The sequence below is a fragment of the Klebsiella sp. CN_Kp088 genome, from assembly GCF_040064335.1.
Classification (GTDB): Bacteria; Pseudomonadota; Gammaproteobacteria; order Enterobacterales; family Enterobacteriaceae; genus Klebsiella; species Klebsiella aerogenes.
The window spans coordinates 13,608-35,648 of record NZ_JBEAIQ010000017.1; the positions used below are offsets into that span (position 1 = coordinate 13,608).

A 22,041-nucleotide genomic window follows, 5' to 3' on the forward strand; every position below is an offset into this window, starting at 1 on the left:
CACTTCGAAACTTAAACGCAGGATACAACGCCTATGAAACCACGTCAGCGCCAGGCAGCCATTCTCGAGTACCTGCAATCGCAGGGCAAATGCTCGGTCGAAGAGCTGGCGCAACACTTCGACACCACCGGCACCACTATCCGCAAGGATCTGGTGATTCTGGAGAATGCCGGGACCGTCATCCGCACCTACGGCGGCGTAGTGTTAAATAAAGACGAGGCCGACCCGCCTATCGACCACAAGACGCTGATCAACACCCATAAGAAAGCGCAGATTGCCGAGGCCGCCGTGCGATACATCCACGATGGCGATTCAATTATCCTCGACGCCGGCAGCACCGTGCTGCAGATGGTGCCATTGCTGAGCCGCTTCAATAACATCACGGTGATGACCAACAGCCTGCATATCGTCAACGCGCTTTCCGAGCTGGATAACGAGCAGACCATCCTGATGCCGGGCGGCACCTTCCGTAAAAAATCGGCCTCCTTTCACGGCCAACTGGCGGAAAACGCCTTCGAACAATTCAGCTTCGACAAGCTGTTTATGGGCACCGACGGCATTGATCTGGTCGCGGGCGTCACCACCTTTAACGAGGTCTATACCGTAAGTAAGGCGATGTGCAACGCCGCCCGCGAAGTGATCCTGATGGCCGACTCATCCAAGTTTGGCCGTAAAAGTCCCAACATTGTCTGCGGTCTTGAACGCGTGGATAAATTGATTACCGATGCCGATATTGACCCTGAATTCCAGCGGGCGTTGGAAGCCAAAGGTATTGAAGTCATTATTACTGGAGAACATCATGAGTAACTTTTTGTTAGAGGCCGGACGCCAGACCCTGATGCTTGAGCTGCAGGAGGCGAGCCGCCTGCCGGAACGCCTGGGCGACGACTTCATCCGCGCGGCGGAAACCATTATCCACTGCGAGGGCAAACTGATTGTCTCCGGTATCGGTAAATCCGGCCACATCGGTAAAAAGCTGGCGGCAACCTTCGCCAGCACCGGCACCCCGGCCTTTTTCGTCCATCCGGCGGAAGCCCTGCACGGCGATCTCGGTATGCTCGATAGCCGCGACGTGATGCTGTTTATCTCCTACTCCGGTAGCGCGAAAGAGCTGGATCTCATCGTGCCGCGGCTGGAAGAGAAATCCATTCCGCTGCTGGCGATGACCGGCAAATCCACCTCGCCGCTGGCGCTGGCGGCGAAAGCGGTGCTGGATATCGCCGTGGAGCGCGAAGCCTGCCCGATGCATCTGGCGCCGACCTCCAGCACCGTCAACACGCTGATGCTGGGCGACGCGCTGGCGATGGCGGTGATGCAGGCGCGCGGTTTCAATGAAGAAGATTTCGCCCGTTCCCACCCGGCGGGCGCCCTCGGCGCGCGTCTGCTGAACAAAGTGCATCACCTGATGCGCCGCGACGAAGAAGTGCCGCGGGTCAATGCCGAGGCCAACGTCATGGACGCCATGCTTGAACTAAGCCGAACCGGGCTCGGCCTGGTGGCGGTCTGCGATGAAGCCAACCGCGTGCAGGGCGTTTTCACCGACGGCGACCTGCGCCGCTGGCTGGTTGCTGGCGGTACGCTCAACGATAGCGTCACTCGGGCGATGACCCGCAACGGCGTAACGCTGCAAGCGGAAAGCCGCGCGGTGGAAGCCAAAGAGCGGCTGATGAAACACAAAATCAGCGCCGCGCCGGTCGTGGATGAAAACGGCCAACTGGTCGGCGCCATCAACCTGCAGAACTTTTACCAGGCAGGGATCCTTTAAGCCCCAGTCGTTTCGCCAGCCGATGCAGGTTGGCGACGTCCAGCTCCAGCGCACGGGCGGTCGCCGCCCAGTTGCGCTGGTTCGCCTCCAGGGCGCGGCTAATCGCTTCTCGCTGAAAAGAGTCAGTCGCCTCGCGCAAATTGACGTTTTCCGTCGCCGGCGCCGCTGCCGCCGTCTCAGTCGGCAACATCGGCGCCGTCACCGCAAACTGGAAATGCTGCGGCTCCAGTACCACTTCATCACCGGCCTGGGTGGCCCGCGCCAGCACCACCGCCCGGTGAATAGCATGCTCCAGTTCGCGCACGTTGCCCGGCCAGGACCACTGCTGCAGCCTGTTTCGCGCCGCCTCAGCCAAAATGACCCGCGCCAGCCCCATCCGCAGGCGGCACTGCTCACAGAAATAGCCCGCCAGCAGCACCACATCGTTCTCCCGTTCGCGTAGCGCCGGAACCGACAGCGGGAAGACGCTCAGCCGATGGTACAGATCGGCACGAAAGCGCCCTTCCACCACCTCCTGGCGCAGATCGCGGTTCGTCGCCGCCAGCACCCGCACATCGACCCGCAGGCTGCGGTCATCGCCGACGCGCTGAATATCGCCATACTGCAACACGCGCAGCAGCTTCGCCTGCAACGCCAGCGACAGTTCGCCGATTTCATCAAGGAACAGGGTGCCGTTATCAGCCATCTCAAATTTACCGCTGCGGTTGCTGATAGCCCCGGTAAATGCCCCTTTAACATGGCCGAACAGCTCGCTCTCCGCCACGCTTTCCGGCAGCGCCGCGCAGTTGAGATAGACCAGCGGATTGGCGGCTCGCGGCGATCCCTGGTGCACCGCCTTCGCCACCAGCTCTTTACCGGTGCCGGTTTCGCCGCTTATCAGCACGTTTAAATCCGAGGCGGCGACGATATCGATCTCTTTTTTCAGCTGCAGCATGGGCGCCGACAGGCCGATAATCTCCTGACGCTCAGGCTGCGCGTCATTCACCGGTTGCACCGGCAACACATTTTGCGCCTCTAGGCGGGCGATGAGCAGCGCGTTATTCAAGGCGCCAGCCACCAGCGCGGCAATCAGCCGCAGCTCTTCATCGCTGAAACTATCGAAACGATCGGCATCCATACCATCAAGGGTCAGCGCGCCAATCAGCGTCTGTCCGGCAAACAGCGGCAGGCCAACGCAGGCGTGAACCTTCAGGCTCTCATGACCGGGGATCAGCCCGTCGTAGGGGTCAGGCAAATCGCTATCCGCCGGGAAGCGCACCACATCCCCGGCGCGCGCAATCGCCTCAAGCCGCGGGTGTCCTTCCAGGGCAAAGCGCCGACCGAGCACATCCTGCGCCAGGCCATCGATCGCCAGCGGCACAAACTGATGCGCCTCATAGCGCAGCAGCGCTGAGGCATCGCAGCCGAGGATCTGCCGCAGGGTAGTAATCAGGCGCGAAAAACGGTCGGCATGACCGATATCGCTTTGTAAATCAATGGCGATTCTCGCCAACTCGTCGACGGAAAAACTCATTGCCGCTCCATTGTCATTGTGACAATACACATTGTCATAACGACTATTTTAATCATTGTCATTTTGACAGCAACTAAAATCAGAAAAAATTAAAAATAGCTAATTATCAATGAATTAAAAATTTGGCACGCAACTTGATATAAGCCAATCAACTGAGTTTAAACACACTGTATTGATTGAGGTTGCTATGTCTATTGCGGTTAAAAATAACATTCTTTGGGTTGGCCAACGCGATTGGGAAGTGCGTGATTTCCACGGTACCGAATATAAAACGCTGCGCGGCAGCAGCTACAACAGCTATCTCATTCGCGAGGAGAAAAACGTGCTGATCGATACCGTCGATCATAAATTCAGCCGCGAGTTCGTGCAGAACCTGCGCAGCGAAATCGATCTGGCTGACCTCGACTATATCGTCATTAACCACGCCGAAGAGGACCATGCCGGCGCGCTGACCGAACTGATGATGCAGATCCCGGATACGCCGATTTACTGCACCGCCAACGCCATCGACTCGATCAACGGCCACCATCATCATCCGGAGTGGAACTTCCACGTGGTGAAAACCGGCGATACTCTCGATATCGGTAATGATAAACAGCTGATCTTCGTGGAAACGCCGATGCTGCACTGGCCTGACAGCATGATGACCTACCTGACCGGCGACGCGGTGCTGTTCAGCAACGACGCCTTCGGCCAGCACTACTGCGACGAACACCTGTTCAACGATGAAGTGGACCAGATTGAACTGTACGAACAGTGCCAGCGCTACTACGCCAACATCCTGACGCCCTTCAGCCGCCTGGTGACGCCGAAAATTACCGAAATCCTCGGCTTCAACCTGCCGGTGGATATGATTGCCACCTCCCACGGCGTGGTCTGGCGCGATAACCCGACGCAAATCGTCGAGAAATACCTCGAGTGGGCGGCGGATTACCAGGAAGATCGTATCACCCTCTTCTACGACACCATGTCCAATAACACCCGCATGATGGCGGACGCCATCGCTCAGGGGATCACTGAAGTCGACCCGCGGGTAGCGGTAAAAATCTTCAACGTCGCCCGCAGCGACAAAAACGACATTCTCACCAATGTTTTCCGCTCGAAAGGCGTGCTGGTGGGCACCTCCACCATGAACAACGTGATGATGCCGAAAATCGCCGGGCTGGTGGAAGAGATGACCGGGTTGCGTTTTCGCAATAAACGCGCCAGCGCCTTTGGCTCACACGGCTGGAGCGGCGGCGCGGTAGACCGTCTGTCCACCCGCCTGCAGGATGCCGGCTTTGAGATGTCGCTGAGCCTGAAAGCCAAATGGCGCCCGGATATCGACGCGCTGGAACTGTGCCGCCAACACGGTCGCGACATCGCCCGCCAGTGGGCCCTCTCTCCGCTGCCGGTTGCTGAAGCAGCGACAACGCCGGAACCACAGGATTGTGTCTGCGCCGCCGCCGCGGCCGCTGACCTCGGTCCCATGATGCAGTGCAGCGTGTGCCAGTGGGTCTATGACCCGGCGAAAGGCGAACCTAACCAGGATGTACAGCCGGGTACGCCGTGGAATGAAGTGCCGGACAATTTCCTCTGCCCTGAGTGTTCTCTTGGCAAAGATGTCTTTGACGTACTGGCAACGGAGGCAAAATGAGTGATGGCATCGTCATCATCGGCTCGGGCTTCGCGGCCCGCCAGCTGGTGAAAAATATCCGTAAGCAGGATACGCAAATCCCGCTGACGTTAATCGCCGCCGATAGCATGGATGAATACAACAAACCGGACCTCAGCCATGTCATCAGCCGCGGGCAGAAGGCCGACGATCTGACCCTGCAAAGCGCCGGCGAGTTCGCCGAGCAGTACAATCTGCGTCTGTTTCCCCATACCTGGGTAAGCGATATCGACGCCGAAAACCGGTTAGTGAAGAGCCAGGATAACCAGTGGCGCTACGACAAACTGGTGCTGGCCACCGGCGCGACGCCGTTTATCCCGCCGGTGCCGGGACGCGAGCTGATGCTGACGCTGAACAGCCAGCGCGAATATGGCGCGGCGCAGAGCCAGCTGCACGACGCGAAGCGCGTGCTGATCGTCGGCGGCGGCCTGATTGGCTGTGAACTGGCGATGGATTTCTGCCGCGCTGGTAAAGCGGTAACGGTAGTCGACAATTCAGCCAGCGTGCTGGCGGCGCTGATGCCGCCGGAGGCCAGCAGCCGCCTGCAGCATCGGCTTACCGAGATGGGCGTACATCTGATGCTCAAGGCGCAGCTTGAGGGGTTAGAGCAAACCGCCGATGGAATTCGCGTCAGTCTCGATCGCCAGCGCGCGATAACCGTCGATGCGGTGGTGGCCGCCGCCGGCCTGCGCCCGGAAACGTCGCTGGCGCGCCATGCCGGATTGCAGATTAACCGCGGCGTGGTGGTCAATAATCAACTGCAAACCAGCGACCCGGCGATTTATGCGCTCGGCGACTGTGCGGAAATCAACGGTACGGTACTGCCGTTCCTGCAGCCGATTTTACTCAGCGCCATGTGCCTGAGTAAAAACCTGCTGGCGCAAACGGGCGAGCTCACCTTGCCGCCAATGCTGGTGAAAGTGAAAACGCCGGATCTGCCGCTGCATCTGGCCGGTGACACCCGCCGCGACGATCTGACGTGGAATATCGTGGCCGCCAAAGAGGGGCTGGTGGCGAAAGGCGTGGATGCCGAAAACCAGCTGCGGGCCTTTGTGGTGAGCGAAGATAAGATGAAGGAAGCCTTTGCGCTGCTCAAGCAACTGGTGAGGTGATGGTTTTCCCGGCTTGCGGCGTAAACGCCTTAGCCGGGCTACGGTATTGTCCTGGTAGCCCGGCTAAGCGCAGCGCAAGCCGGGAAAATAACCAGCCTAGCGCGCCAGATTATCGTAGCCGCGCCAGCGATAATTTAGCACCGACAGCGCCCAACAAACGACGAACAACCCCACCACCACAAACCCGGCATCGCCGAGGTTATCGTTTAACGCCCCTACCCAGCGCCACACCCCGCCGCTTAGGGCGAACTTATCCATTAACAGCCCCAGCGCCTCCAGGCCGCCGATAAACAGCGCCACCACCACCGAGGTGCCGGTGATGGTCATATTGTAATAGAGCTTGCGCTGCGGCTTGCTGAACGCCCAACCGTAGGCGCCGACCATCAACACATTATCAAGCGTATCCACCAGCGCCATGCCGCTGGCGAACAGCGCCGGGAAGACCATTATCGACCAAATCGAAATGCCGCTCGACGCGCCGGCGGCGGAAATACCCAGCACGCCGATTTCGGTGGCGGTATCAAAGCCGAGGCCGAACAAAAAACCCACCAGATACATCTGCCAGCTGCGGCTTATCAGCCGGAAGGTCTTGCCAAACAGCCAGCTCATCATGCCGCCGCCGCTGACGATTTCGTCGCTGACCTTTTCACCGCGCTTCCATGCCTGGAAGCTGCGCCATACGCTGCGCAAAATCACCAGATTGACCAGCGCCATTGCCAGCAGAAACAGCGCCGATACCGCAGTGCCAATCACGCTACCGGTTTCGTGTAGCCAGCTCATCTGCTGGCTGAAGGCGGTGGCCGTCGCGGCGATCGCCGCCGACGCCAGCACCACGATCGACGAATGCCCTAGCGAGAACCACGCCCCGACGCCAAACGGCCGCCGCCCCTGCTGCATCATTTTGCGGGTGACGTTATCAATCGCCGCAATATGATCGGCGTCGACCGCATGGCGCAGGCCGTAACCCCAGGCCAGCAGACTGGCGGCCATCAATGCCCCGCTGTCGCCAAACGCCTGAAACGCCCATAGCCAGGCCAGGGCGTTCGCGGCGATAAGTCCCAGAACCAGCGCCGCCGCACGCGGCTGTTGGCGTAAAATCATCGTTATCATCTTAAATCCTTTGAGACTGCCAGCGGGCGGCGGCCACCACCGCCTGACCGTAGGCGATCGCGCCATCGCCAGCAGGAAGCTGCTGCGGCAAAAGCAAAGTAAAATCAGAGAGGTAATCGCTGAGGCGGGCGGCGAGCAGCTGATTATGCAGTACGCCGCCGCTACAAACGATCGTCGCGATCCCGCAGGAAGCGGCGCGGTCGCGCGCCAGCGCCGCCAGCCCGCAGGCCAGCGCATCATGAAAGGCCCAGGCTTTCTGCGCGGGCGTCGCCTGCCAGCGCAACCACTGTCGCCAGAAGGTGGCTAAATCCAGCTCGTCGCCGCGCCAGGGCAGCGTGACCGGATGGCTGACGCCCGGACAACTGGCGGCCAGCGCCTCCAGCCGACAGGCCGCCTCGCCTTCGTAGCTCAGGGTTTCCGGCGCGCAATCCAGCGCGCAGGCGACGGCATCAAACAGCCGTCCGCAGGAAGAGGCGCGCGGCGAATTAATGCCGCGTTCGATGGCCTGCGCCAACAGCGGCCAGTTTCGCTGCCCCAGCGCGGCGGTTTGCGGGTATGACTGCCAGTCGGGAATAAATGCCAGGCACTGGGCCAACAAATTTCGCCACGGCTGGCGCGCCGCCAGATCGCCGCCCGGCAGCGCGACGGCCGGGAGGCCGCCAAGATGTTCGCATTCGCGGTAGTTCACCCGCAGGCATTCGCCGCCCCACAGCGCGCCGTTTTCCCCCATCCCGATGCCATCAAGGGTCAGGGCAATCACATCGCCGCCGTCGAGCGGCCAGCGGTGTTCCGCCAGGCAAGCCGCCGCGTGGGCATGGTGATGCAGTACCGGCTCGACCGGTAACGACATTGACGCCGCCCACCGCGTTGAGCGATAGCCGGGATGGGCGTCAACCGCCACCCGCTGCGGCGCAAACGCATAAATGCTCTGCATTAACCGCAGCGCACTGCGCCACTGTTGCTCGACGCCCTCCTCGCCGAGATCGCCAAAATGCTGGCTCAGCACCGCCTCGTCGCCGCGCGCCAGACAGAAGGTATTTTTCATATCCGCCCCCAGCGCCAGCAGCGGCGGAATATTATCCAGGCCCGGCGGCAGCGGCAGCGCATCCGGCACGTAGCCTCGGGCGCGGCGCAGCATCTCACCGCTTGAGCGCACCAGCGAATCGTCCATACGCTGCACGATATCGCGATTATGTAGCAGAAAACCGTCGGCGATAGCGGCTAAGTCGGTGAGCGCTTCGTGATTACTCAATGCCGGAGGGCGGCCGCTGAGGTTGCCGGAGGTCATCACTATCGGGCGCGCCAGCGCCTGCAGAAGTAAATGCTGCAGCGGATTAGACGGCAGCATCACCCCGACTTCCGCAAGCCCTGGCGCAATCTCGTCACACAGGCCGGGAACCTGCGCTTTAGCCAGCAATACAATCGGCGCGGCGGGCGTGCGCAGCAGCGTTGCCGCCGCGGCGGGTAACCCCATTGCCGTCGGCAGCATTACCGCCAGCGGTTTTGCCGGGCGCCGTTTACGCGCGCGCAGCGCTGCCACCGCCTCGCTATTGCCGGCATCGCAGGCCAGATGAAAACCGCCAATCCCTTTTATCGCCACAATATCGCCCGCCGCCAGCCGCGCGATGGCCGCCTGCAGCGCCGCTTCAGCGAATAGCGTTAGCGTTCCCGCCCGCCACTCCAGCTGTGGGCCGCAATCGGCACAAGCCACCGGCTGGGCGTGAAAACGGCGATCGGCAGGCTGCCGATACTCGGCAGCGCAGCGCGGACACAGCGGGAACGGCGCCATCGCGGTAAAGGGGCGATCGTATGGCATGGCGCGAATAATGGTGAAGCGCGGCCCGCAGTGGGTACAGTTGATAAAGGGGTAGCGGTAGCGGCGTTCTTGCGGATCGTTCATCTCCGCCAGGCACGCCGGGCAGGTTGCGGCATCGGGAACAATCTGCGTGCGCATACTGCCGCCGTCGCTGTGGCGAATGGTGAAATCCTGAGGAAGCCTGTGCCAGTGAAACGGGGTGCAGTCGGTGCTGTCAATGCGCGCCAGCGGCGGGCAGTGACGAGCCAACGCGGCAGAAAAGCCACCGTCGTCGCCGGTCAGTCTGACCAGCACGCCGTCGCCGTCGTTACAGACATCGCCGCCGCGCGCCATTTGCCGCGCCAGTTGCCAGACAAAGGGGCGGAAACCCACCCCCTGCACTTTGCCGCGTATGCGGATTTGCACCCCGTTCATGCGGCGTATTACCAGGCCAGCGCCGTACGGCGACGTTTTTCGAGGTTCATCTGCTCAAGCTTGTTGCGGTCGACGCAAACCAGCGCGTGGGTCGGGCAGGCTTCAATGCAGGCCGGACCGCTATCGCGCTGGTGGCACAGGTCGCACTTGTTGGCTTCGGCTTTTTCCGCCATGACGTTCAACCCGGCGCCGCTGTGGCGAACGACCGGGCGCACCACCACTTCCATCGCCCCATACGGGCAGGCCACGACGCAGGTTTTACAGCCGATGCAGCGCTCCTGCATCACGTGGACAAAGCCTTTATCGCGGCTGATGGCGCCGTTCGGGCAGACGTTGGCGCACGGCGCGTCTTCACATTGACGACAGGCCGTCGCCGTCGACACATTGACGCCTTTGATCACGTGAATACGCGGCAAGAACGACTGCGGCGTCAGCGCGGCGCAATCCTGATTTTCCTGATGAGAGACCACGCAGGCCACTTCACAGGTGCGGCAGCCGATGCATTTGCTCGCATCGGCGATAATGAAACGGTTCATCCATTTCTCCAGCGGAAAGAAGTTAACGCGCCGGATTATGCATAATACGTTCCAACTTTTATTTTATTGAAATATAAGAGAATTAAATTAAACTCCGCTGTCATCGTCACAACTGACGATGACAGATGACGACATCAGGCATGCGGGCCGCGCGCCAACGACTCGCGTTCAATCAGCTCGCCGGGGAAAGTTTGCTGATATTTAAATTCGCCGCCGTCGAGCATAAAGATCAGCCTGTTGATGCTCTCTTTCATCATTTCGGTGACCGGAATTTTAACGCTGGAGAGCGAAGGGATCACATACGGCGCCAGCGCGATGTCATCGAAACCGATCACCGATACCTGCTGCGGCACTGCAATCCCCTGCTGGTGCAGTTGCTTAATCGCGCCGATCGCCATGTCGTCATTACTGGCGACCAGCGCGCTGAAACTGACGCCGCGTTGGCAGAGCGCTTCGACAGCGGCGGCTCCGGTTTGTGGCGTCCAGCGCCCTTCAACGATCATTTCTTGCCGCACGGGAAGCCCCAGTCCTGCCAGCGCGTCTTTATAACCAGAGAGACGCTCAACCCCGGTAGGCGAATCCAGCGAACCGGTGATAAACGCAATGTCGCGATGCCCGCTGGCAATTAACTTTTCAACCGCCATCCGCGCCGAGGCTTTGTGATCGGACCATACGCAGTGGCTGGCGTGGCGGCGCAGGCGACGGTTCAGCACCACAATCGGCTGCTCATGATTGTCGATTATCTCATCCATCTCATCGACGCTAAGAAAGCGCGGATAGATGATGATCGCATCACAGCGCATATCGAGCAGATACTGAATCGCCTCACGCTCCTCTTGCGCGCTGTGTTTGCCATCGGCAAGGATCAGTTGCCGCCCCTGATCTTCCGTCAGCCGCGCCACGTGAAACAGCAGCTCGCTGAAATAAACGCCGTGATAAAGGGTGTTGGTTACCACCAGTCCGATAGTCTGGCTTTTTTTGGTCGCCAGATTACGCGCCAGCAGATTCGGCCGATAACCGCTTTCGGCAATTGCCTGAAACACCCGGTCTTTGGTTTCCTGGCTGACATAGCCGTTGCCCGACAGCACCCGCGACACGGTCGCCTTTGATACTCCCGCGCGCTTCGCAACCTCCAGCATCGTTGCCATGGGGTTCTTCCTGTAACTTAAGTTGCCTGCAGTGTACTGCACGTCTCGCTGTTTTTCAGCAGTCGGCATCGCCCTGATGTTGCTCTGCCCCTGCCCACAAAGCGATCAAAATCACAAATTTTCAAAGTGATTTTTTTAGTTCTTGTATGACTCAATGAAACTAATCATGATTTTGTGGAACCGGTTTCCTATGCATATACCGCGCATAGCCGCCGTCAGGCGCTGGCGTGTAATCAGTACCCTATTGATAAAACAGGATAAAATCCGATGTCTAAAAATTATGCAGCCCTGGCGAACCAGATCCTGACGGCGCTCGGCGGCGCAGATAATGTCGTTGCCGTGACCCACTGCATGACCCGCCTGCGCTTCGTGGTGAAAGATAACCAACGCGTGGACGCCCCGGCGCTGAAAGCGCTGCAAGGGGTACTTGGCGTCGTGCGTAGCGATAACCAGTGTCAGGTGATCATCGGCAATACCGTCTCGCAGGCGTATCGCGAGGTGCTGAATCTGCTGCCCGGCGAGTTGCGCCCGGCGGAGCCGCAAGGGAAACCGCCGCTGACCTTAAAACGCATCGGCGCCGGGATCCTTGATGCGCTGATCGGCACCATGTCGCCGCTGATCCCGGCGATTATCGGCGGATCGATGGTCAAACTGCTGGCGATGATCCTGGAGATGAGCGGCGCGTTGCCAAAAGGCTCTCCGACGCTGACCATTCTGACGCTTATCGGCGACGGCGCGTTCTTCTTCCTGCCGCTGATGGTTGCCGCTTCCGCGGCGGTAAAATTCAAAACCAATATGTCGCTGGCTATCGCTATCGCCGGGGTGCTGGTGCATCCGGGATTCATCGAATTAATGGCTAAAGCCGCGCAGGGAGAACACGTTGAGTTCGCCTTCATTCCGGTAACCGCGGTGAAATACACCTACACGGTGATCCCGGCGCTGGTGATGACCTGGTGTCTCTCTTATATCGAACGCTGGGTCGATCGCATCACCCCGGCGGTGACGAAAAACTTCCTTAAACCGATGCTGATCGTGCTGATTGCCGCGCCGCTGGCGATCCTGCTGATTGGCCCGCTCGGTATCTGGATCGGCAGCGCGATCTCCGCGCTGGTGTACACGATTCATAGCTATCTCGGCTGGCTGTCGGTGGCGATCATGGGCGGACTCTGGCCGCTGCTGGTGATGACCGGGATGCACCGCGTCTTTACGCCAACCATCATTCAGACCATTGCCGAAACCGGCAAAGAGGGGATGGTGATGCCATCGGAAATCGGCGCCAACCTGTCGCTGGGCGGATCGTCGCTGGCGGTGGCGTGGAAAACCAAAAACCCGGAGCTGCGCCAGACCGCATTGGCGGCGGCGGCATCGGCGATTCTGGCCGGGATTTCCGAACCGGCGCTGTACGGCGTGGCGGTACGTCTGAAACGCCCGCTGGTCGCCAGCTTAATCAGCGGCTTTATTTGTGGCGCGGTGGCGGGAATCGCCGGGCTGGCCAGCCATTCGATGGCGGCACCGGGGCTGTTCACCAGCGTCCAGTTCTTCGATCCGGCCAATCCGATGACTATCGTTTGGGTCTTTGGCGTGATGGCGCTTTCAGTGGTGCTCTCCTTTGTGCTGACGCTGCTGCTCGGTTTTGAAGATATCCCGGTAGAAAATGCCGCCGCCGATGCCAGACAGCGCCAGGGCGCGGCCACTCACGCCTGAACACTTTTTTGAACGCGAGGTAACGCATGTCGAGTTTTCCACACGGATTTTTATGGGGCGGCGCTCTGGCCGCTAACCAGTCTGAAGGCGCTTATCTTGAAGGCGGCAAAGGGCTGACGACCGTAGATACTATTCCGCACGGCGCCCATCGCCTGGCGGTGAAGCTGGGTCAGGAGAAGCGCTTTACGCTTCGCGAAGACGAATTCTATCCAAGCCACGTAGCGATCGATTTTTACCATCGCTATAAAGAGGATATCGCCCTGATGGCGGAGATGGGGTTTAGCGTCTTCCGCACCTCTATCGCCTGGAGCCGCCTGTTTCCGCGCGGCGATGAACAACAGCCAAACCCGGAAGGTATCGCCTTCTATCGCGCGATGTTTGAAGAGTGCAGAAAGTACGGGATCGAACCGCTGGTCACCCTGTGCCACTTTGATGTACCGATGCATCTGGTAACGGAATATGGCTCCTGGCGTAACCGGAAGATGGTCGATTTTTTCAGCCACTATGCGCGCACCTGTTTTGAAGCTTTTGACGGTCTGGTGAAATACTGGCTCACCTTCAATGAAATCAACATTATGCTGCATAGCCCCTACTCCGGCGCCGGTCTGGTGTTTGAGGAGGGAGAAAATCAGGAACAGGTGAAATACCAGGCCGCACATCACGAGCTGGTGGCCAGCGCGCTGGCGACAAAAATAGCCCATCAGGTTAACCCGCAAAACCAGGTCGGCTGCATGCTGGCGGGCGGTAATTTCTACCCCTATTCCTGTAAGCCGGAAGATGTCTGGATGGCGTTGGAAAAAGATCGTGAAAACCTGTTCTTTATCGATGTGCAGGCACGCGGCGCGTATCCGGTGTGGGCCGCGCGGGTATTCCGCGAGAAAGGCGTCACTATTGCCAAACAGCCGGGCGACGACGAAATCCTCAAAAACACCGTTGATTTTGTCTCCTTTAGCTATTACGCCTCGCGCTGCGCGTCAGCGGAGATGAACGCCAGCAATACCAACGCCGCCAATATCGTCAAGTCGCTGAAGAATCCGTACATTGCGGCCAGCGAATGGGGCTGGGGCATCGATCCGCTCGGCCTGCGCATCACCATGAACATGATGTATGACCGCTATCAGAAACCGCTATTCCTCGTGGAAAACGGGCTCGGCGCGCGCGATGAAATTGACGCCAATGGCGAAATCAACGACGACTACCGCATTAGCTATCTGCGTGAGCATATCAAGGCGATGCGCGACGCCATCGATGACGGTATTCCGGTCATCGGCTATACCAGCTGGGGCTGTATCGATTTGGTCTCCGCCTCCACCGGCGAGATGAGCAAGCGCTACGGTTTTGTGTATGTCGATCGCGACGATGCCGGTAACGGCACGCTTGCGCGCAAGCGTAAGAAATCGTTCTGGTGGTATAAGAAGGTCATCGCCAGCAACGGGGCGGATCTGGAATAGCCGGTATTGCCGGGTGGCGGCTTACGCCTTACCCGGCCTACGGTCCGTACGGCCTGCCGTTATTTTATTCACCACACTGGCTGAAACTGCCGGTGTTGGTGGCCTCAAAATCGCTGAGACGTTCCCGGCAGGCCGGGGCAGCCCGCATGGATGCGGGCTGAGGGCCGTGTTTTGCACGGACGCTGCCTCGGCCCGACCCGAAGCCTGCCGGGATAAGTCGAAGGAACCACGAAGTGGCGATTTTGGCGGCCAGAGCCCGGGAGTACAGAGGGCGGCGGCGACTGGCCGCCCTCTGTGCGCTCCCTGCGCCATGAGAGCCATAACGCAGAAAAAATATCGGGAGCGCAATGTGCTCTGAATTAACACAAAACACGTGTTTTTCCCGGCCCCAAACGGTTGCAAAACGATAACAATATCAACGGTCCGTACCATTTATAGCCCGGCGAAGCATTAGCGCAAGCCGGGGAACGCCTGCTCCTCGGCCGCTTCCAGCGCGGCAAAACCGCCCTGCTCCTGCCAGCCATCAAGCCGCGTGTATACCGTCGCGACGGCGTCTTTCACAGGCTGAGTCATCGGGTAATAGAAACCGACTATATCGGGCTGAATGCCCACAAAAATCACCTCGCCAACATCCTCTTTTAACTGATCGATAAGATAGTTAAGCGGCATATTGTGGGTGGTCATCATAAACATGTCGGCGATATCGTCCGGGTCGACAATGCGGATTTCGCCGGGGTTGAGCCCCATATCGGTCGCATCGACGATCAGCAACCGGGTCGGGCGCAGCTCGCGGATGGCGACGATATCGTTTTCCGGCGCGCTGCCGCCGTCAATCACCACCCAGCCGCCGACCGGATTGGCCGCGCACATTTCCGCCAGCAGCGGGCCTGCGCCGTCATCGCCCATCATGCTGTTGCCGACACACAGTAAAACGTCAGTCACGTAGTCTCCTCACCATCAGATAGATGGCGCTTTCCTGGTGAATATCGTGCAGCATGCTGAGCAGGGTTTTACTCCACGCCTGCTGCTGCGGGGTCTGCGCGGACTGCGCTTTATCAAAGGCGTTAGCCAGCATCGCCACGTGATTGCTGTCGATAACGATCTCGCCATACTTCGGCACGCCTTCCATTTTGCGCCGCGCGGCGCTGCCCGCTTCCAGCGTACCGATCCACGCCAGATAGTCCTCCCAGGGGCAGCTTAACGCCGCCTCCAGGCAGTCAATGACGCCGAGGTGGTGGCCAATCGCCAGGCTGTAATAGACCACCTGCTGCGCCTGATCCGGCGTCGCGTCGTTCTCATCAATAAATTTACGGCTCAGCTGACTGAACACCACCGTCTCGCTCATCGGATACGCGCCCCCTCGACCACCTGATTCAGGTGCGTGACGATCTCGGTCAGACGCGGATCTTTCTCCGCTTCCAGCCAGCGCAGTACCTGGTTATCGCCCTGCCCCAGTAGACGCATATAGTCGTCGGCGATCTGGCGGCCATAGCGATAGCCGGCCAGACGGCGCGCTTCGCGATCGATACGCACCCGCAGCGGCTGCACCATGTTGGGATGCAGCAATTCGGTTGGCTGGTCGTCAAGCTCGCCCGGCCGGCGGGCATGGATTTTTTGCTCCAGCAGACCAAGCGCCATCGCAAAACCGTACAGCGTGGCGGCAGGCGTCGGCGGACAGCCCGGAATATAGACATCGACCGGCACGATTTTGTCGGTGCCGCCCCATACGCAATACAGATCGTGGAAGATACCGCCGCTGTTGCCGCAGGCGCCGTAAGAGATGCAGATTTTCGGATCCGGCGCCGATTGCCAGGCACGCAGCGCCGGCGAACGCATCGCGCGGGTCACCGCGCCGGTAAACAGCAGAATATCGGCATGGCGCGGCGACGGCACTACTTTAATCCCGAAGCGTTCGGCATCGAAAAGCGGCGAAAGGGTGGCGAAAATCTCGATTTCGCAGCCGTTACAGCCGCCGCAGTCGACGCGGTAAACGTAGGCGGAACGTTTGATTTTTTTCAGCAGCGAGGCCTTCATGCTGGCGATGGATTCATCCACCGACATCGGCAGCGGAATGCCGTTTTCATCGCGCGGGCCTAATAAATTGCTCATCAGCTGGCCTCCCTCATGTGGCGAGTCAGTTCAATACGATCGGATGGCACCAGGCATTTCTGACGCTTGCATTCCGGGCAGGTCTCAAAACTTTCGCGGTGCAGTTCGGCGCGGGTATCGCCGTTGTGCTTAAGCAGCGCGATAGCGTAGTCGATCTCTTTTTGTACCGCGAAAGGCCGTTCGCAGACCCGACAGTGACAGATGGCAAAGCGCGACTGCTGGAGGAAATCCTCTTTTTTCCACACCGCCAGTTCATACTCCTGCGACAGCTTAATCGCCGCCGTCGGGCAAACTTCTTCACAGCGGCCGCAGAAAATGCAGCGCCCGAGGTTGAACTGCCACGCCAGCTGGTTAGTCGCCAGGTCGGTCTCTACCGTCAGGGCGTTAGACGGACAGGCATTCACGCAGGCCGCGCAGCCGATGCACTGCTGCGGATTGTGTTCCGGTTTGCCGCGGAAGTTTTTATCCACCGGCATAGGCTCCAGCGGATAGGAGTGGGTCGCGGTGCCGGTCTTGATGACTTTTTTGATAAAGGTAAACATGGCGATTCCTTATTTCAGCGGCGAGTTTTTACGCTCGATGCTGTAGCGCTCCAGCTCTTTGTACGGCACCACTTTGCTTTTCTTCTTACGTACATCGACCACCGTCATGCGGTCGGTACAGGAGTAGCAAGGGTCGAGGCTGCCAATAATCAGCGGCGCGTCGGAGACGGTGTTGCCGCGCAGCATATAGCGCAGGGTCGGCCAGTTGGCGTAGGTCGCCGCACGGCAGCGCCAGCGGTACAGTTTTTGGTTGTCGCCGGTCATGCTCCAGTGGATATCGTCGCCGCGCGGCGCTTCCGAGAAGCCCAGCGCGAAGCGGTGCGGAATATAGGTGAAGCCATCCACCATCAGCGGGCCGCCGGGCAGATTGTCGAGACCGAAATCAATCATATTCAGCGCGGTATAAACTTCGTTGATACGCACCTTGAGGCGGGAAATCACGTCGCAGCCCTGCTCGCTGTGAACTTCCATCGGCAGCAGACCGTAACCAACGAACGGGTGATCGGCGCGAGTATCGCGGGCGTGGCCGCTGGCGCGGACCATCGGGCCGACGTTACTGAAGTCGCGGGCGATTTCTGGATCCAGACGGCCAATACCGACGGTGCGCTGTTCCATGTTCGGCGTGCTGAGCAACATATCCACCAGCTCCTGCACATCGCGGCGCATCTGCTGCGCCAGCTGGCGGGTCTGGATCATGTCCTCTTTCAGCAGATCGCGGCGAATCCCGCCGATCAGGTTCATACCGTAGGTTTTACGCGCGCCCGTGAGGATCTCCGCCATCTTCATTGAGGTTTCGCGTACGCGGAAGAACTGCATAAAACCGGAGTCAAAACCGGTGAAGTGGCAGGCCAGGCCAAGGTTCAGCAGGTGCGAGTGCAGGCGTTCTACTTCCAGCAGAATGGCGCGGATCATCTGCGCGCGCTCCGGCACCACGATGCCCATCGCGTTTTCCACCGAGGTGGTATAGGCGGTACTGTGGGCGAAGCCGCAGATGCCGCATACCCGGTCCGACAGGAACGTCACTTCGTTGTAGCCCATGCGGGTTTCCGCCAGCTTTTCCATGCCGCGGTGGACATAGAACAGGCGGTAATCGGCGTCGATAATGTTCTCGCCGTCGACAAACAGACGGAAGTGTCCAGGCTCATCGGAGGTGACGTGCAGCGGGCCAATCGGCACCACGTTGTTTTTCTTACTGCCGAGCTCGTTAATGAACTCGTAGGTCTCCGCGTCGGTGGTCGGCGCCGGGCGCTGGCGGTAGTCCATGCTGTCTTTACGCAGCGGATAGAGTTCATCCGGCCAGTCATCCGGCAGCACCAGGCGGCGCTCGTCCGGCAAGCCCACCGGCACCAGACCGTACATATCGCGTACTTCGCGTTCACCCCATACCGCCGCCGGCACGCGCGGGGTCACCGACGGATATTCCGGTTTGTTAGCGTCGACTTCCACGCGCACGGTGATCCAGCATTTAGTGCCCTGCTCCATCGACAGCACGTAGTAAACCGCGTAGTGGCCGTTCAACTTACGTTCGTCGTTGCCGAACAGTACCGACAGCCAGCCCCCCTGCTTGTAGTACAGGAACTCGACCACTTCCGGCAGGTAGTTAACCTTCACGGTGACAGTAAGCTGATCTTTGGTCTGCCAGGCTTCATCCAGCACCACGCCAGGAAAGGCCTGGTGCAGCGCCGCAAGATAGTGTTGACCGATTTTTTCTTCAGACATGCTCAAATTCTCTTAATCACGCCACCAGCAAGGAGACGAAAGCTAAAAAGGCGAAACCAAACCCGGCCCAGGTAACGCGGGAGGTGGCACAAAAGCGCAGACGCGCCATGCTGTTTTCGAACAGCGCGATAATCAGCACTCCCGCCACCAGCTTGACGATGGCGACCACCAGCGCCAGCAGCAGGCCTGGCGCGCTAAAACTGGTCATCTGTCCCCACGGGATAAATACGCCGACGAACATCTGCAGCACCACCAGCTGTTTCAGGCTGATGCCCCACTTCAGCACCGCGAAACCGCTGCCGCTGTACTCGGAAAGCGGCCCTTCCTGCAGTTCCTGTTCGGCCTCGGCTAAATCGAACGGCAGCTTGCCCATTTCGATAAAGGTGGCGAAAGCGCAGGCGCACAGCGCCAGGATCAGCGGGATGCTGCGCGCGGCGGGCCAGTGGTAAACGGTATCGGTAATCGCGCTAATATGGGTGGAGCCGGCAACCTGCGCCGCGACCCACAGCCCAAGCAGCAGGATCGGTTCGACCAGCACGCCGAGCATCGCTTCACGACTGCTGCCGATGGCGGTGAACGGACTGCCGGTATCCAGGCCGGAAATGGCGAAGAAGAAGCGGGCGATGGCGAACAGATAGATAAGCGTAATCAGGTCGCCCAGCCCCGGCAGCGGTGAATCTACGGTCACCACCGGCAGCGCGGCGGCGATGGTCAGCATCACGCCAACCATCACAAACGGCGTCAGGCGGAATACCCAGCCGGAAGCGTCCGGGCCCACGCTCTGGCGACCCAGCAGTTTCAGGATATCCCGATACTCCTGCAGTACCCCCGGCCCGCGGCGGTTATGCAGGCGCGCGCGGGCAACGCGGGTCAGGCCGGACAGCAGCGGCGCGACGGCAAACAGTACCAGCGCCTGTATTAATGCAACGAATAGGTTCACTCTCAGGCTCCTCGCGAAATCACAATCACCACCAGTACCGCCAGTTCGATCAGCGCCACGCCGCGCAGCAACGCGGGCGCGGAGGCGTTCTGCCAGCCGGGCACCAGCCGTACCGGATTCAACCAGTGACGCAGCTTCAGCAGCGGCGCAAAGGCTTCTTTCACCGGCATGGCGAAGCCGTGGGCGGTGACCACCATCGCTTGTTCATGATCGTAGCCGCAGACCCACGCCGCGCCGCGTGAGCGCGCCGGCAGGCGGTCGCCTTTGAAGAAGATCATCAGCAGGAACGGCAGCAGCGGACAGGCAATCAGCAGAATGGCGATCAGCGGCTGCGATACGACGCTAGTGGCCTGCGCCGGAACCGGAATGACGTGGCCGACCAGCGGCAACAGCCACGGCGCCGCCACGCCGCCGATGACGCAGCACGCGGCGGCCAGCACCACGCTTAAGGTCATCAGCCAGGGTGCGCAGGTGGCGTTTTCCGCCTCTTGACTGCGCGGCGCGCCAAGGAAGGTGACGCCGTAGACTTTGGCCATACACATCACCGCCAGCGCCCCGGTAATCGCCAGGCCAACCGCCAGCAGCGGCCCCAGCAGACGGCCGATAAACACCTCGCCGGTGCTCAGCTTGAAGAAGGATTGATAGATAACCCATTCGCCGGCAAAGCCGTTCAGCGGCGGCAGCGCGGCCATCGCCATCAGCCCCACCAGCATGGCGAGTGAAATCAGCGGCATTTTTTTACCGATGCCGCCCAGCTTCTCAATATCGCGATGCCCGGTCCGGAACCACACCGCCCCCGCGCCAAGGAACAGCGTGGTTTTGAACAGGCTGTGGTTGATCAGGTGGTACATGCCGCCGATAAAGCCCAGCACCATCAGCGCATTGTTGCCGGTAGCAATACCGGTGACGAAGGCGCCGAGGCCAAGCAGAATAATGCCGATGTTTTCCAGAGTGTGGTAAGCCAGCAGGCGCTGGATGTTATGTTCCATCAGCGCGTACAGCCCGCCAATAAAGGCGGTAATCATCCCCAGCACCAGCAGCAGCACGCCCCACCACAGCGGCGGCACGCTACCGGCCAGCGACACGGTCAGGATGCCGTACAGACCGACCTTCATCACCACCGTTGAAAACAGCGCGGCGGCCGGGGCGCTGGCGCCCGCATGCGCCTGCGGCGCCCAGCCGTGCAGCGGGATCACCCCGGCGAGCAGGGCAAAACCGAGCAGACCCGGCAGCCACAGCGCCATGTTCTGCGGCGCGCCGGCGGCCAGTTGGCTAATCGCCGCCAGATCGAGAGTGCCGTAGAACGACCACACCAGCCAGCAGGTCCACGCCAGCAGCAGGGTACCGAGACGCCCCAGCGCAAACCACAGTTTGCCGGACTGCGCGCAGCCGGTGAGAAACGCGGCGCACAGCGCCATGATTTCCGCCATCACCACCAGGCTGCCGAAGTTAGTCACCACCACCGCGCAGGTGGCGGCAGCCAGCAGCAGGTTAACCAGCAGGCCATTCGATTTGACCTGCGGATGACGATGCCAGGAAATGTTAAACAGCGAAATCGGCAGCGCCGACAGGCCGATGGCCAACAGCCACAGAGCGTTAATCCCGCCCACCCGCATCGCCAGATGCAGATACTGCAGCATGCCGCCGTTGATCCGCTCCGGCGCGATCAGCGCCGAGAAGCCGGCGACGATTAACATCGCACTGGCGACCGCGCCGCCGATCCCGGCAATCGCGCCGCTCAGCGGTTTACGCAGACTAAACAAAAACGCCAGCACCGCGCTGGCGGCATACCAGGCAACCGCCTGATTCACTAATGCAACCACGCTCATTTCACGCCCCCTTGTTGCGCCTGAAACAGCGACAAATCGCCGAGGTCGGTATTAAAGGTCAGTTCGCGCTTACGCTTGCTGGACTTAGCAATATCGCGAATATCCACCAGCAGTAAGGCTTTGGTCGGACAGGTCCGCACGCACGCCGGGCCCTGCTCATCAAAGTGGCAGAGGTCGCATTTCACGGCGATAGCGCGAACGCCAGGCACCCAATCGAGCAGCGAGCTGACGCGGGCCGGAGCCGGCGGCGCGGCGGGCGCCATCGGCGTGTTAGCGTTGGCGGGAATATCCAACGGGCGGCTGCCGGAGAATTCAATCGCGCCGAACGGGCAGGCGATGCCGCACAGTTTGCAGCTCACGCACAGGCTTTCATTCAGCTGTACCGCGCCGTCAACGCGAGTAATGGCGTTGACCGGACACACCGCGGCGCAAGGCGCGTCTTCACAGTGGTGGCACATCTGCGGCGCAGACTCTTTTTCATTACGCATGACCTGCAGGCGCGGCATACTTTGCAGGCCATACTGGCGGTGCGTCTCGGAACAGGCGGCTTCGCAGGTGCGGCAGCCGATACAGACGCTGGAATCAGCAATTACAAAACGGTTCACCGGGTCATCCTCGGGTGAAAGTCACTTTTGACGAAATCAGGCCGCGCAGGTGTCGGTTTCGACACTTGTCGACA

At 60.0% G+C, this 22,041-nt stretch carries 19 protein-coding genes; 6 read left to right on the top strand and 13 right to left on the bottom strand.

The window, feature by feature from the left end:
• The first annotated feature begins 33 nt into the window (after nt 1–33).
• Complete coding sequence (locus tag ABLV08_RS08685) at nt 34–807, top strand: DNA-binding transcriptional repressor (protein WP_032708956.1); 774 nt, start codon at nt 34–36, stop codon at nt 805–807.
• The gene (gutQ, locus tag ABLV08_RS08690; RefSeq protein WP_015370043.1) at nt 800–1,765 is read left to right on the top strand and encodes an arabinose-5-phosphate isomerase GutQ; all 966 of its coding nucleotides are present in this window, start codon (nt 800–802) and stop codon (nt 1,763–1,765) included. The genes ABLV08_RS08685 and gutQ overlap by 8 nt, the downstream gene beginning before the upstream one ends.
• Here the strand turns inward: gutQ and norR are convergent.
• A complete protein-coding gene (norR, locus tag ABLV08_RS08695) occupies nt 1,728–3,278 on the bottom strand; it encodes a nitric oxide reductase transcriptional regulator NorR (protein ID WP_015370042.1) in 1,551 nt (516 codons plus the stop codon). The genes gutQ and norR overlap by 38 nt on opposite strands.
• Before the next feature lie 187 nt (nt 3,279–3,465).
• Between norR and norV the strand changes: the two genes are divergently transcribed.
• Nucleotides 3,466–4,914, top strand: a complete 1,449-nt coding sequence (gene norV / locus ABLV08_RS08700) for an anaerobic nitric oxide reductase flavorubredoxin (RefSeq protein WP_063421828.1) — start codon at nt 3,466–3,468, stop codon at nt 4,912–4,914.
• Nucleotides 4,911–6,044, top strand: coding sequence for an NADH:flavorubredoxin reductase NorW (gene norW, locus ABLV08_RS08705; RefSeq protein WP_032712394.1), 1,134 nt, complete (start codon nt 4,911–4,913; stop codon nt 6,042–6,044). Before norV ends, norW begins: the two co-directional genes overlap by 4 nt.
• A 96-nt stretch (nt 6,045–6,140) precedes the next feature.
• On the opposite strand, the gene ABLV08_RS08710 is transcribed toward norW, so the two are convergent.
• The 4 genes from ABLV08_RS08710 to ABLV08_RS08725 all read right to left on the bottom strand — a co-directional run bounded on the left by ABLV08_RS08710 (nt 6,141) and on the right by ABLV08_RS08725 (nt 11,068).
• The gene (locus tag ABLV08_RS08710) at nt 6,141–7,154 is read right to left on the bottom strand and encodes a HoxN/HupN/NixA family nickel/cobalt transporter (RefSeq protein WP_032712395.1); all 1,014 of its coding nucleotides are present in this window, start codon (nt 7,152–7,154) and stop codon (nt 6,141–6,143) included.
• Between the two features lies 1 nt (nt 7,155).
• Complete coding sequence (gene hypF, locus ABLV08_RS08715; RefSeq protein ID WP_348855760.1) at nt 7,156–9,384, bottom strand: carbamoyltransferase HypF; 2,229 nt, start codon at nt 9,382–9,384, stop codon at nt 7,156–7,158.
• 8 nt (nt 9,385–9,392) lie between these two features.
• Entirely contained in the window at nt 9,393–9,920 is a 528-nt protein-coding gene (hydN, locus tag ABLV08_RS08720; RefSeq protein ID WP_015370036.1) for an electron transport protein HydN, read from the bottom strand.
• Between the two features lie 134 nt (nt 9,921–10,054).
• Nucleotides 10,055–11,068: a LacI family DNA-binding transcriptional regulator gene (locus ABLV08_RS08725; RefSeq protein ID WP_047039474.1), complete on the bottom strand. Its 1,014-nt coding sequence runs from the start codon at nt 11,066–11,068 to the stop codon at nt 10,055–10,057.
• A 267-nt stretch (nt 11,069–11,335) separates the two neighbouring features.
• Between ABLV08_RS08725 and ascF the strand changes: the two genes are divergently transcribed.
• Together ascF and ABLV08_RS08735 are read left to right on the top strand one after the other, a co-directional pair.
• Nucleotides 11,336–12,772 carry a PTS cellobiose/arbutin/salicin transporter subunit IIBC gene (ascF, locus tag ABLV08_RS08730; protein ID WP_045377357.1) on the top strand — a complete coding sequence of 479 codons (1,437 nt, stop codon included), beginning with the start codon at nt 11,336–11,338 and terminating at the stop codon, nt 12,770–12,772.
• Between the two features lie 26 nt (nt 12,773–12,798).
• Nucleotides 12,799–14,223: a 6-phospho-beta-glucosidase gene (locus tag ABLV08_RS08735; RefSeq protein ID WP_015703258.1), complete on the top strand. Its 1,425-nt coding sequence runs from the start codon at nt 12,799–12,801 to the stop codon at nt 14,221–14,223.
• A 450-nt stretch (nt 14,224–14,673) separates the two neighbouring features.
• On the opposite strand, the gene hycI is transcribed toward ABLV08_RS08735, so the two are convergent.
• Genes hycI through ABLV08_RS08775 form a run of 8 tightly spaced genes read right to left on the bottom strand, consistent with a single transcriptional unit; the run spans nt 14,674 to nt 21,967 of the window.
• On the bottom strand, nt 14,674–15,165 hold the full coding sequence (gene hycI / locus ABLV08_RS08740; RefSeq protein WP_032715694.1) for a hydrogenase maturation peptidase HycI: 492 nt from the start codon (nt 15,163–15,165) through the stop codon (nt 14,674–14,676).
• Nucleotides 15,158–15,568 carry a formate hydrogenlyase maturation HycH family protein gene (locus ABLV08_RS08745; protein ID WP_015370031.1) on the bottom strand — a complete coding sequence of 137 codons (411 nt, stop codon included), beginning with the start codon at nt 15,566–15,568 and terminating at the stop codon, nt 15,158–15,160. The genes hycI and ABLV08_RS08745 overlap by 8 nt, the downstream gene beginning before the upstream one ends.
• Entirely contained in the window at nt 15,565–16,332 is a 768-nt protein-coding gene (locus ABLV08_RS08750) for an NADH-quinone oxidoreductase subunit B family protein (protein WP_032708969.1), read from the bottom strand. The genes ABLV08_RS08745 and ABLV08_RS08750 overlap by 4 nt, the downstream gene beginning before the upstream one ends.
• Entirely contained in the window at nt 16,332–16,874 is a 543-nt protein-coding gene (locus tag ABLV08_RS08755; protein ID WP_015370029.1) for a formate hydrogenlyase complex iron-sulfur subunit, read from the bottom strand. Before ABLV08_RS08755 ends, ABLV08_RS08750 begins: the two co-directional genes overlap by 1 nt.
• Before the next feature lie 9 nt (nt 16,875–16,883).
• A complete protein-coding gene (gene hycE, locus ABLV08_RS08760; protein ID WP_015370028.1) occupies nt 16,884–18,593 on the bottom strand; it encodes a formate hydrogenlyase subunit HycE in 1,710 nt (569 codons plus the stop codon).
• 16 nt (nt 18,594–18,609) lie between these two features.
• Nucleotides 18,610–19,533: a respiratory chain complex I subunit 1 family protein gene (locus ABLV08_RS08765; RefSeq protein WP_045377374.1), complete on the bottom strand. Its 924-nt coding sequence runs from the start codon at nt 19,531–19,533 to the stop codon at nt 18,610–18,612.
• A 2-nt stretch (nt 19,534–19,535) separates the two neighbouring features.
• Nucleotides 19,536–21,362: a formate hydrogenlyase subunit 3 gene (gene hycC / locus ABLV08_RS08770; RefSeq protein ID WP_063447791.1), complete on the bottom strand. Its 1,827-nt coding sequence runs from the start codon at nt 21,360–21,362 to the stop codon at nt 19,536–19,538.
• Nucleotides 21,359–21,967, bottom strand: a complete 609-nt coding sequence (locus ABLV08_RS08775) for a 4Fe-4S dicluster domain-containing protein (protein WP_047044110.1) — start codon at nt 21,965–21,967, stop codon at nt 21,359–21,361. Before ABLV08_RS08775 ends, hycC begins: the two co-directional genes overlap by 4 nt.
• Nucleotides 21,968–22,041: the final 74 nt, after the last annotated feature.